Here is an 11,664-nt window from a genome sequence, read left to right as displayed (position 1 = left end):
GATTTCGACTGGGTGATCCTCGCGGTCCCCGCGACGCCCGAAACCGACGGCATGATCGGCGCCGCCGAGCTCGCCGCGATGAAGCCGACCGCGACGCTCATCAATATCGCGCGCGGCAGCGTCGTCGATCAGGCGGCGCTGGTCAGCGCGCTCGACGCGAAGCAGATCGCCTCGGCCTTCCTCGACGTGACCTCGCCCGAACCGCTTCCCGCCGACGATGTGCTGTGGACGCTCGACAATGCGCATATCACGATGCACCTGTCGGGCCGCGCGCAGGACAAGATGTTCCTTCGCGCCGCCGAACGCTTCCTCGAAAACCTCTCCCGCTGGCACAGGGGCGAAGCGGTGACGCCGCAGGTCGACCTGCTGCTGGGCTATTAGGCCGGCCGCTCGGCCTTCAGCTCGCGCACCAGCGGCTGCAGCCGCTCGTCATATTTCGCCAGCATCGTATGCGATCCGGCATGGTCGTAGAAACTCACCAGCTCGCGTCCGTTCCAGCGGTGGAGCGCATAGGCGGGGTCCTCGGCGACGATCATCGGGCGGTCGTCGGGATGATTCTCGTCGATCGGCCTCAGGTCGAGCGATACCTGCGGCGCAGTCGACGAGCAGATGGCGACGGTGCGTCCCTCCCACGACACGGTGACGCTGCGGTGGAGGTGCCCGCAGATCAGCCCGCGCACCTGCGGGTGGCGGCGCACGACGTCGGTGAAAGTCGCGACCCACGGCTCGTCGGGGTGGGTGTTCATCCACTCGATCCCGCTTTCGACCGGGGGATGGTGCATCACGATATAGGTCGGCTTCGTCGGGTCCTTTGCCAGTTCGGCGTCGAGCCACGCCGCGCGGCTGTCGCAAAAGGCGCCGCCGTGGCGCCCTTCCTCGAGCGTATCGACGGTCACCAGCCGCAGCTCGGGCAGGTCGATAACATATTGGATGAAGCCGTTGCCGTCGTCGAAGCCCGGAAACTGCGCGTGGAAATTGTCGCGCAGGTCGTGGTTGCCGACGCTCGGCCACACCGGAAAGGGGCAGCGCGAAAAGGCGGTGGCGAGGCGGCGATAGCTGTCGGCATCGCCGCGATCGGTGATGTCGCCGGTGGCGAGCAAAAGGTCGGGCCGGTTCGGCCCCTCGATGAGCAGGTCGAGTACCTCGTCGAGCCGCTTGCGATTATATTCGGCCGGATTGTCCGGATCGAACCCGATATGGATATCGGTGATCTGGGCGATCAGCATATCCGTCCCCTGCTCCGGCCGGCTGGTCCGACCGCCCTGTTGTCATCCGCCCTGTTCAGTGGCTTGTAGCGCGGGTGTGCGCCAAGTCACATTATAAAGATTGCGCCCCGTCCGCCCTGTGATCTGGCTCACAGTATAAGTATCGCGCGACGGTTGTTTTGTTATGAACGCAGTGTTTTTCTTGCGTTGCGCCGGCGGCATCCACGGTTTGCCGCCGTCGCTGTGATATTCGTGGCACATCGCGCACGGCGATTCGGTCGCGGTCTCGACCTTGAACAGCCGTGCCCCGCCCTCGCCGACATGGCAGTCGCGGCACTGACGCAGCCCGGGCACGAGGAAGTCGGTCGACGCCTTCGACCCTTCGGCCATGGTGTGACAGTCGGCGCATTCGGTCTCGCGGTGCGCGTCATGGTCGAACCAGCCCTTCTCGAGGAAGCGCGGCGTCTGGTTGACCGCCATCACGCGCCAGCCGTTGCCCGCTGCCGGCGGCGAAATCGTGTGGCAGTCGTAACAGGCGCCGCCCTTCGAGAAGACCGCGCGCACCGCGTCGGCGGCGCGGCTCGGCCGCACCGCGACCTCGCGGAAATAGATGTTGTACACCTGCCCCTCGGCATATTGGCCCGGGCGGCGCCGCTCCATGCCGCCGAGCTGCAGCGGACGCGCCGGCGGGGTCGAACGGTAATAGGCGGTGAGGTCGGCAACGACCTGGTCGGGTTCGCCGTGGCGCAAGGTGCGCGTCACCCCGCCGACGGTCTCGAAGGCAAGGCTGTGACACATCGCGCAGTCGCGCTCCATCTCGACCGGCTTGATCCGCACCCCGTCGGCGTCGGGCTTGTGGCAGTTCGCGCATTCGAGCTTCTTGCCGAAATCGTAGCGGCCGCGGAAACTCGCCGCCATGCGCGCGACCCCGCCGGTCGCCTGCAAATGCATGTCGTGCGGGAATTTCAGGCCGTTATAGTCCGCCAGCCCCTTGGTCATCAACGTCCGCACCGGCTTCGCGCCCGGCGCCGACCGCACGAGCGGGCGGAAATCGGGATGACCGGTGCCGAAATCGCTCGCATCGGCAAGCTCGGTCGGATGCCCCGCCGCCTTCAGCCGGCCGTTCATGCCGTCATGGCAATCGGCGCAGAATTTCTGCGGCGTCGCGGGCATCGGCCCCGCGCCTTCATGTTCGGTATGGCATTCGACGCAGCGCCCCTCGGGCCGGTTGAAGGCGCTGGCAAAGCTCGCGAGAATCTTTTCGCCCGTCCCCTTCGGCGCCCGCGCGGCGAGCAGCATCGCGGTCGGCGCATTGGCGTGCGCCGCACTCATCGCCTTATGCTCGCCGGTGTGACAACCGACGCAGGCCTTGTCGGTCACCGCGACGAACGGCTCGACGTGGCACGACTGGCAGTCGTTTTTCAGATTGGCGTGCGCACTCGACAGCGGCCCCGACATCCACGCGGTGTCGGCATGATAGCCCTTCGGTCGCTCGTCGACATTCTTGTACGTCTGCCACGCCCAGATCGGCCCGACCAGAAAGGCGAGCAGCATCAATATGGCAAAGGTCCAGGCGCCGACGCGCTTGCCCGGCATCACCCCTTGCAGCGAAAAGGCCTTGGCCTCGTCGACGTCCTTCGACGATTGCGACAGCTCGTCGATACGCTCGACGAGCAGGATGATCGCATCGCCCTCGCGCGCGATCGTCAGGCGGTGGCCGCCGAAACGCAGTTCGGCGCCCGCGGCGCTGTCGATGTCGGCGACGTCGACCGACCGGCCGTTGATGTCGAACCCGAGGCCTTCGCTCGCCTGCACCCGGACATGGCGGCCGTCGGCGCTGCTGATCGTCGCATGATGGGGGTTCACCGCCAGGTCGGCGATGTGGATCGTGTTGCTGCCCTCGCGGCCCAGCGTGATCGCGTCGCCCGGCAACGGCGCGTCGCGGATGATCTGCTTGCCCGTCTTCGTCGTCGAGATACGGCGCAGGATGAAGCTCATGATTCCCCCTCCCCTCGCCTTACCAGTAGAAAAAGACGCTGATGATATGCGCCGACAGCGCCGCGATCAGCGCAAAGGTCAGCGGCACATGCACATAGAGCCAGATTTCGAGCAGTGCCCGGATCTTGAGATGCTGGCGCAGCCGCCCGAGCGCCGCCTGCTTCTGCTTGAGCAGCCCGACGACCTTCTCGCGCGCTTCGGGGTCGCTGGTGCCGGTTCCGGCGAGCGCGTGCAGCGCGGCTGCGGTCGCGCAATTGCGATACCGCCCCGACAGGCGCGCGCCGATGCCGCCCGCGAACGGATCCTCGTCGAGCGCCTTCAGCACCGGCGCGGTGTCCTGCGGGGTCAGCGGCTGCGCGGCGCTGTGCAGCTGGCGGTCGAAGGCGCGGATCGCCTCGAGCATCTGCATCTGCGTCATCTCGTCGCGGTTGTTCGACAGCGCCTGCGGCAGCGTCGCATAGACGACGATCCCGTAGAGCCCCGACAGGATCACCAGCATCATCAGCGCCCAGGCGAGCGTGTGGACGTTCCAGCCGAGCTGAAAGCCGGTATGCCAGGTGCCGATCACCATCAGGCTCAGCCCCAGATAGACATGCGCCGAGGTCCACGCCTTCAGCGACCAATAATCGCTCGTCATCTTGCGCTTGCGGTAGCCGAGTGCGGTCAGCCACAGGATCAGCCCCGCGCCGAGCGTGCCGAGCGTATAGCCGTACCAGCTGCCGCCATTGTGACGCGGCGTCACGTCGACCAGCGCATAGCTGACGATGATGAGCAGGCAGAGCCCGCCCGAAATCTTGGCCCAGCGGAAATTGGCGTAGCGCAGGAAGCCCTCGTGCCGCCGCTCGCGCACGCGCTCGGTCTGCGTCGCCTTGCTGCGGCGACCCCCGCGAAACAGGTTGGAAAAGAGGCTCGCCATCAGCCGGCGTCCTCTTCGAGCCGCGCGATCGACAGGAATTCCTCGGGCGATACGCGGATCGCGGCGCCGGTCGGGCAGGCGCGGACGCAGGCGGGGCCGCCCGCGATGCCCTTGCACATGTCGCATTTGACCGCGATCTTCTTGGGCTTCTCCTCGCCCAGTTTCTTCTTGGTCCATTTGGGCGAGGGTTCGCCGGGGCCGGGACCGAAACCGGTGAGCAGCCAGCGGATCAGGCTCGGCTTTTCGGGCGGCGCCGCCTCCATGCGGATCACGCCATAGGGGCAGTTGCGCATGCAGTTGCCGCAGCCGATGCAGCCCGGCTCCATGAACACTTCGCCGTCGGGGCCGCGGTGGATGACGTTCGGCGGGCAGTCGGCCATGCAGTGCGGATGCTCGCAGTGGCGGCAGCTCGTCGGGACATGCAGATGCGCAAAGGTCTTGCCCGCCTCGCGATCGAGCCGCGACAGGCCTTCATGGCTGTCGGCGCACGCCTTTTCGCAATTGTCGCAGCCGACGCACAGATTCTCGTCGATCAGCAGTGCGTCGGTCGCCTCGCCCAGCCCCTCCTTCATGATGAAGCTGGCGGTGTCCGAATAGAGGTCGACCGCGCTCGAATAGCTCGCCTTGCGCGATTCGATGAAGTCGTTCATCGCCGCGCGCTCGGCCACCGCCGCCTCGGTCGCCTCACGCACCCGCGGACGCTTGGCGAGCATCGCCTTGAATTCTTCGCCCTTCAGCCGGATGACCTCGCTCGCGACCGCGGCCTTCACCGTCGCGTTGCGCGCCGCGCCGCTGAGCACCGCCATTTCGCCGAAGAAGCTGCCGGCAGGCAGATAGCGCAGGAAGATCGGCTTGCCGCCGATATCCTTCTCGACCACCATCGATCCCGAACGGATGACATAGACGTCGTCGCCTTCGTCACCCTCGGCGAGCACGACCTTGCCGGCGGGCACGCGCTGGATCGCGGGGTCCTCGACGATCGGCGCCAGATCCTCGACCGTCAGCCCGCCCTTGAAGATCTGCATCAGCTGGCGCTCGAGCGAGATGCGTTCGATCACGCGCTTCGCACCCGGTACCGCGGCCATCAGCTTGAGCGCCGCGGTGCGCGACACTTCGACGAAAATGCTGTCCTCGCCGGCGCGGATCGTCGCGCCGCGCTTGCGGCCCGAAATCAGGCCGACCTCGCCAAAGATCGATCCCTGCTCGATCGGGACGGTCATGTCGGGACCGATCTCGACCACCGCATGGCCGTCGGCGATCGCAAACAGCGACGATCCGGGCTCGTTAGCCTCGAACACCACATCGCCCTTGCGATAATAGGCGACCTTCGAATCGAGCATGAACTCGCGCATCTGCAGCGGCGAGACGTCGGCAAAGATACGAATGCGCGTGCGCAGATACTCGAGCCACTCGCTGACCGATTTCTTCTGCGGCAGATTTTCAAAGATCGCCGCCAGATCCTTTTCGTCGGCCGGGGTCAGGTCCTTGTTGCCGTTGATGAACTCGACGACGTCATAGCCCTGGTTCATGCAATGCTTGATCAGCGGGTAGCCCGCGAGTGCGCCGATCACGAAGATGCCGGGAACGGTCGATTCAAAGGTCGGCGACAGCTTCGGAAAGGCTTCGCGATCGGGACCGGTAAACTCGATCCCCATCGATTCGACGAAGCCTCGCGGCGCGACCGACCCCAGCCGTGCGACGATCACGTCGCACTGGATCTTCTCGTCGCCGGTCGGCGTCTCGAGCGTCAGCCAGCCGGGTTCGACCATCTTGGGCTGCGTCTCGGTGCGGATCGACATGAAGCCATTTTCGCCCGCCTCCATCATGTCGGAGACATTCTTGGCCTTGGCGCGCGCGAAATCCTTCGAGCGGTTGAGGATGGTGACGGTGTTTTCGAGCGCTTCCTCGGCAACGCCGAGCGCATTTTCGATGCCCGCATCGCCCGACCCGACGACGGTGATGTGCTTGTCCTTGAAATCCTCGGGATCGTCGACGGTATAGATGATGTGCGGCAGGTCGTTGCCGGGGCAACGCATCCGGTTCGGATTGCCCTGCGTGCCGATCGCCAGCACGATATTTTCCGCCTTTATGACGCCCTTGGCGGTCTTGATCTCGAACGCACCCTGCTGCCCCGTCACCTCGGTAACTTCGGCTTCCTTGACGACATAGACCTTGTTGGCGTTCGCGTCGTCGTCCCAGTTGCCGAGGATATATTCGCGCGCGCCCTCGGCGAAGCGGCAGTCGGAGCGCAGGTCGAGCCGGTCGGGCGTCGCGAGCACGCGCTTGCCCTTCTGATATTTATAGATGGTATCGGACAGGTGGTCGGTCTTTTCGATCAGCACATGGCTCATGCCGAGTTGTCCGGCGCGCGAAGCCGCGCTCAGCCCCGCCGGCCCCGACCCGATGATCGCGACCTTGACCATATCCGCGGGGATCGGCTGCGACGGGACCTTGTCGCTCATGCGCGCGGCACCCCCGGCACGATGATCGTACCTTCGCTGCCGGTCTTGATGCTGACGAACCTGCGCACGGGCATCCCTGTCCCCCTATCGCCAGCCCCCCGGCGAGTACAATCTGGATGCGACCCGGACTTATGTCCTAGGCGTGCAGCTATGCCCTTGAAAGCGGGGAGAGGTCAACCGGTGGCGGGCGAGATTCGGACTGCTGCGAGACGTTCTCAATAAGCCGCTTTTCTGCGCGCTTCGCGCCGCGTCAGGACGCCGGGCGAACCCGGTTGTCGACGCCCTGCACCGACACCTTCGGCTTGCCCGTCCCGCTAACGCGCCAGGTCACGACATTCTCGACGCCCGACACGCTGATCGGCGCGCCGGGGCGCAGGATGATGCCAATCTGGTTGTCGACCCCGTTGACCGTCAGCCCGGGGCAGTCGCCGGTGAAATTGATCCGGTTGCCCGATCCCGACACCTCGGCCGGACGTCCGCCGCAGTCGATCTCATGCGCCTGATCGACGCCGTTGACCGATGACCCGGCGCGCGTGCCGGCGCCTTGGCCGCGTTGGGCTGCGAGTAGGGGCGTGGTGACGATCAGGCCAAGGGCCAAGGCGGTCGCTGCATGTCGGAACAAGGGTCTCTCCTGCGTTCCCCGCCTCGATTCCCCTGTCTATTCAATGCTATGCAAACGGCCGCGCGTCAACGGCACCAGTGCGCGCGATCGCGATATCCGCGATCAAGCGAGCTCGAACTGCTTCGCGATGCGATCCGACGCGACCGGCTCGAACCGCGACCAGCCGTCGGGACCCAGTTTTTCGAGCGGGCGGAAGCGCGCCTTATACGCCATGCGCGTCGACCCCTCGATCCAGTAGCCGAGATAGACATAGGGCAGCCCCGCCGCTGCCGCACGCTGCGCATGGTCGAGGATGATATAGGTCCCCAGCCCCTCGCGCATCGGGTGGCTGGCGTCGAAGAAGCTGTAGATCATCGACAGCCCGTCGCTCTGCCGATCGGTCAGGCAGCAGCCGATCAGCCGCCCGCGCACCCCGTCGACGCTCGGCTCGCGATATTCGATCAGATAAGAGTCGACCGGGGTCTGTTCGACCATGTCGGCGAAATCCTGCTCGTCCATGTCGGCCATGCCGCCATTGGGATGGCGCGAGCCGAGATAGGAGCGCAGCAGCGCATATTGTTCCTCGGTCGCCCACGGCTTGCACGCGGTCGCGACGATGTCCCCGTTGCGGCGCAAATTGCGCTTCTGCGAATTGTTCGGCGTAAATTCGGCGGTGCACACGCGCACCGAGACGCAGGCGGTGCATTCGGAGCAGCTCGGGCGATAGGCGACCGACTGGCTGCGGCGGAATCCTATACGGCCGAGCGCATCGTTGAGTTCGCCGGCGCTGTGACCGCTCAGTTCGGTGAACACCTTGCGCTCGGTCTTCCCTTCCAGATAGGGGCAGGGCGCCGGGCTGGTGACGAAAAAGCGCGGAAAACGAAAGGGTGCGGACACGCTGGGCTAATCTCCGAACGGGCGCAGCAGACCCCCAAAGCAAGGCCCCCCGACGCTTGTTACGGCGATGACTATGCCGCGCCGCGTCGATGGTGCAAAGAAGATTTACCAATTTAGCGCATCGCAAATGCGTTCGCGGCGCAAAAATTGTGTCGGTCCGGAACATCTGTGCCGGACTGAATCAATCTCAGCTGTAACCGCGCAATTCGTCGCCGGTCAGCGTCGCGACGTGCAGCACATTGGTCGACCCCGGCGTGCCGAAGGGCACGCCCGCCATCATCACCAGCTTCGCGCCCGCCTTGCCGATGCCATGGCGCAGCGCCATGCGCTTGCCCTTGGCGATCATCTCCTCGAAACTGCCGATGTCCTTCGTCGGCACCGCATGCGCGCCCCACAGCAGCCCCATCCGCCGCGCGGCTTCCTTCTTTGGGGTCAGCACCAGCAGCGGCGCGTTCGGCCGCTCGCGCGCGACGCGGCGCGCGGTCGAGCCCGAAAAGGTGAAGCAGATGATCGCATCGGCGGCGATCGTACGGGTGATATCGCCCGCCGCCTCGGCCAGCGCGTCGGCGGTCGTCGCGTCTGGGTGCGTCTCGGTGAAATGCAGGCGGCGGAAATAATCGGGGTCGCCCTCGACCGACCGCGCGATCGAATCCATCATGGTGACAGCTTCCACCGGCCAGGCGCCCGCCGCAGTCTCGGCCGACAGCATGATCGCGTCCGCCCCGTCGTACACCGCCGTGGCAACATCGCTAACTTCCGCGCGCGTCGGCGACGGCGAGACGATCATCGATTCGAGCATCTGCGTCGCGACGACCACCGGCTTGCCCATCCGCCGCGCTGTCGCGACGATCCGCTTCTGCAGCGGCGGCACTGCTTCGGGCGGCAGTTCGACCCCCAGGTCGCCACGCGCGACCATCGCCGCGTCGGCGAGTTCGAGAATCTCCTCGATCCGCTGCACCCCCGACGGCTTCTCGAACTTGACGAGCAACGCTGCCTTGCCGCCGATCAGCCGCCGCGCTTCGGCGACATCCTCGGGCCGCTGCACGAAGGACAGCGCGATCCAGTCGACGCCCTGTTCGAGCGCGAAGGTCAGGTCCCTGCGGTCCTTCTCGGTCAGCGCCGCGAGCGGCACGACGACGTCGGGGACATTAACCCCCTTGCGATCCGAAATCTTGCCGCCGACCTCGACCACCGTGTCGATCCGCGTCGGCGCCACCGCCTGTACGCGCAGCACCAGCTTGCCGTCGTCGATCAGCAATCGCGTCCCGGGTTCGAGCGCCGCGAACAGCTCGGGATGCGGCAAATATACACGCGTCGCGTCGCCCGCCGCTTCGTCGGCATCGAGCGCGAAGGGCTCGCCCTTGACCAACTCGACCGGCCCGTTCGCAAAGGTGCCGACGCGCAATTTCGGTCCCTGCAAGTCGACAAGAATCGTCGTCGGCCGGCCAGTCTCCTTCTCCAGCGCGCGGATCGCCGCGATCACCCTGGCATGACCTTCATGATCGCCATGACTCATATTGACGCGAAAGGCGTCGGCGCCGGCACGGTTCAGTTCGGCAATCATCGCGGGGTTCGCGCTCGCGGGACCCAGCGTCGCGAGGATGCGCACCTTGCGCTGGCGGGGGGTGAAGCTCTGGACCACGGGGGCTCCGGTCAAAAATGGGGGTTGGACGTCGGCCGCTTGCCTAGGCCCGTTGCGGCGGCCAAGGCAAGCCGCGTATAGCTATTCATCCCCGACCCGAAGGAAATCCGCCATGTCCTGCAGCGAAGACACCACGCCCGCACCCGATGCGCTCGACGCCCTCGACGATGCCGCCGCCGCTGCCGCCTTCCGCCGCCTCGCCCGGCTGCTCCAGCACCGCAGCGACGCCGCGAACATCGACCTGATGGGACTCGCGGGTTTCTGTCGCAACTGCCTCGGCGACTGGATCGCCGAGGCCGGAAACATGGACAAGGAGGCCGGCCGCGCGATCGTCCATGGCATGCCGACCCAGGAATGGAAGGCGCTGCACCACACCCTCGCCACCCCCGAACAGCTCGCCCGGATGGAAGAAAGCATGGCCAAAAATCCCTGACCCCGTTAGGGACGCGCCACCCGCGATTCTCGCGAACCAGATCCAAAATCACCGGAGTCCAAAATGAGCGAAGCCACCACCACCGACCAGCAACTGCGCCTGTTCATCGAGCGCGTCGAGCGGTTGGAAGAAGAGAAAAAGGGCATCGCCGACGACATTCGCGACACTTATAACGAAGCGAAATCGCAGGGTTATGATCCGAAGATCATGCGCCAGATCGTCCGCCTGCGCAAATTGCCGCCGCACGACCGCAAGGAAATGGAAGCGATCCTCGACGTCTATAAATCGGCGCTCGGCATCGACTAACGCCAGCTATCAGAACAGGAGAGAGTGACGATGTTCAGCACAACCACCAACGCTGTCGAGGGCCGTCCGGTCCGCGAATATCTGGGCATCGTCACCGGCGAGGTCATCGTCGGCGCCAATCTTTTCCGCGACCTTTTCGCCAGCATCACCGACATCGTCGGCGGCCGCTCGGGCAAATATGAAGATGTCCTCGCCCGCGCCCGCAAAGAAGCCCTGTCCGAGATGGAAGGCGAAGCCGCCCGCCTAGGCGGCAATGCCGTGATCGGCGTCGACCTCGATTATGAGGTCATCGGCCAGAACGGCTCGATGCTGATGGTGTCGGCCAGCGGGACCGCGGTCATTCTCTGACGCCCAATGGCCGGTTGTCTGCCCGGCGCCCGCGCGCTAGGGCGGCGCCCACATTTGAAACACCGATTGGAGGACGGCGATGGCCGGCCATAGTAAATTCAAGAACATCATGCACCGCAAGGGTGCGCAGGACAAAAAGCGCAGCAGCCTCTTTTCCAAGCTCAGCCGCGAAATCACCGTCGCCGCGAAGATGGGCCTGCCCGATCCCGACGCCAACGCGCGCCTGCGCGCCGCGGTCAACGCCGCCAAGGCACAGTCGATGCCCAAGGACAATATCCAGCGCGCGATCGACAAAGCGGCCGGCAATGACGGGGATAATTATGAAGAAATCCGTTATGAGGGCTATGGCCCGGGCGGCGTGTCGCTGATCGTCGAGGCGCTGACCGACAACCGCAACCGCACCGCGACCAACGTCCGCACCGCGTTCAGCAAGAATGGCGGCAACCTCGGCACGTCAGGCAGCGTCAGCCACGGCTTCGATCGCTTGGGCCTGATCAGCTATTCCGCCAGCGCGGGCGACGCCGACACGGTGTTCGAAGCCGCGCTCGACGCCGGCGCGAGCGACGTCGAATCGTCAGAGGACGGCCATGACATCTGGACCGACGTCGACGGCCTCCACGAAGTCGCGAAAGCACTCGAGGCCAAGCTTGGCGACCCCGAGGGCGTCAAGCTCGCCTGGCGCCCGACGCTTAAGAGCGAAGTCACCGACGAAAGCGTCGCGCAAACCCTGTTCAAGCTGATCGACACGCTCGACGACGACGACGACGTCCAGACCGTCTGGGGCAATTACGACATCGCCGACGATGTGATGGAAAAGCTTGGCTAACGATATTCCCCCTCCCGCAAGCGGGAGGGG

At 65.4% G+C, this 11,664-nt stretch carries 12 protein-coding genes; 5 read left to right on the top strand and 7 right to left on the bottom strand.

All coding sequences use genetic code 11. The features are described from left to right. The coding region (locus B1A78_RS17235; RefSeq protein WP_306171657.1) for an NAD(P)-dependent oxidoreductase at positions 1-381 on the top strand (381 nt) is incomplete at its 5' end. On the opposite strand, the gene B1A78_RS17230 is transcribed toward B1A78_RS17235, so the two are convergent. The 7 genes from B1A78_RS17230 to pyk form a co-directional block, all read right to left on the bottom strand. After that, a complete protein-coding gene (locus tag B1A78_RS17230; RefSeq protein ID WP_077148147.1) occupies positions 378-1,226 on the bottom strand; it encodes a phosphodiesterase in 849 nt (282 codons plus the stop codon). The two genes, B1A78_RS17235 and B1A78_RS17230, sit on opposite strands and share 4 nt — an antisense overlap. Positions 1,227-1,268: 42 nt before the next feature. After that, positions 1,269-3,203: a cytochrome c3 family protein gene (locus tag B1A78_RS17225; RefSeq protein ID WP_077148146.1), complete on the bottom strand. Its 1,935-nt coding sequence runs from the start codon at positions 3,201-3,203 to the stop codon at positions 1,269-1,271. A gap of 19 nt (positions 3,204-3,222) precedes the next feature. Further along, positions 3,223-4,119, bottom strand: a complete 897-nt coding sequence (locus B1A78_RS17220; RefSeq protein ID WP_077148145.1) for a hypothetical protein — start codon at positions 4,117-4,119, stop codon at positions 3,223-3,225. Continuing rightward, positions 4,119-6,581 carry an NAD(P)-binding domain-containing protein gene (locus B1A78_RS17215; protein WP_077148144.1) on the bottom strand — a complete coding sequence of 821 codons (2,463 nt, stop codon included), beginning with the start codon at positions 6,579-6,581 and terminating at the stop codon, positions 4,119-4,121. The genes B1A78_RS17220 and B1A78_RS17215 overlap by 1 nt, the downstream gene beginning before the upstream one ends. 250 nt (positions 6,582-6,831) lie before the next feature. Next, positions 6,832-7,203 carry a DUF3060 domain-containing protein gene (locus tag B1A78_RS17210; RefSeq protein ID WP_083734267.1) on the bottom strand — a complete coding sequence of 124 codons (372 nt, stop codon included), beginning with the start codon at positions 7,201-7,203 and terminating at the stop codon, positions 6,832-6,834. A gap of 102 nt (positions 7,204-7,305) precedes the next feature. After that, on the bottom strand, positions 7,306-8,079 hold the full coding sequence (locus tag B1A78_RS17205) for an arginyltransferase (protein WP_077148142.1): 774 nt from the start codon (positions 8,077-8,079) through the stop codon (positions 7,306-7,308). A gap of 187 nt (positions 8,080-8,266) precedes the next feature. Then, positions 8,267-9,721 (bottom strand): pyruvate kinase, encoded by a 1,455-nt coding sequence (gene pyk, locus B1A78_RS17200; protein ID WP_077148141.1) that lies wholly within the window; start codon positions 9,719-9,721, stop codon positions 8,267-8,269. A 112-nt stretch (positions 9,722-9,833) separates the two neighbouring features. On the opposite strand from pyk, the gene B1A78_RS17195 reads away from it, so the two are divergent. The 4 genes from B1A78_RS17195 (at position 9,834) to B1A78_RS17180 (ending at position 11,634) form a co-directional block, all read left to right on the top strand. Then, positions 9,834-10,154, top strand: a complete 321-nt coding sequence (locus B1A78_RS17195) for a DUF1244 domain-containing protein (RefSeq protein WP_077148140.1) — start codon at positions 9,834-9,836, stop codon at positions 10,152-10,154. Between the two features lie 63 nt (positions 10,155-10,217). Then, the gene (locus B1A78_RS17190) at positions 10,218-10,460 is read left to right on the top strand and encodes a DUF2312 domain-containing protein (protein WP_077148139.1); all 243 of its coding nucleotides are present in this window, start codon (positions 10,218-10,220) and stop codon (positions 10,458-10,460) included. Between the two features lie 30 nt (positions 10,461-10,490). Further along, on the top strand, positions 10,491-10,808 hold the full coding sequence (locus B1A78_RS17185) for a YbjQ family protein (RefSeq protein ID WP_077148138.1): 318 nt from the start codon (positions 10,491-10,493) through the stop codon (positions 10,806-10,808). 79 nt (positions 10,809-10,887) lie between these two features. Next, positions 10,888-11,634, top strand: coding sequence for a YebC/PmpR family DNA-binding transcriptional regulator (locus tag B1A78_RS17180; protein ID WP_077148137.1), 747 nt, complete (start codon positions 10,888-10,890; stop codon positions 11,632-11,634). The last annotated feature ends 30 nt before the right edge of the window (positions 11,635-11,664 follow it).

This window comes from Sphingopyxis sp. KK2, from assembly GCF_001990265.1.
Classification (GTDB): Bacteria; Pseudomonadota; Alphaproteobacteria; order Sphingomonadales; family Sphingomonadaceae; genus Sphingopyxis.
This window is presented reverse-complemented; position numbering and strand designations above follow the sequence as displayed.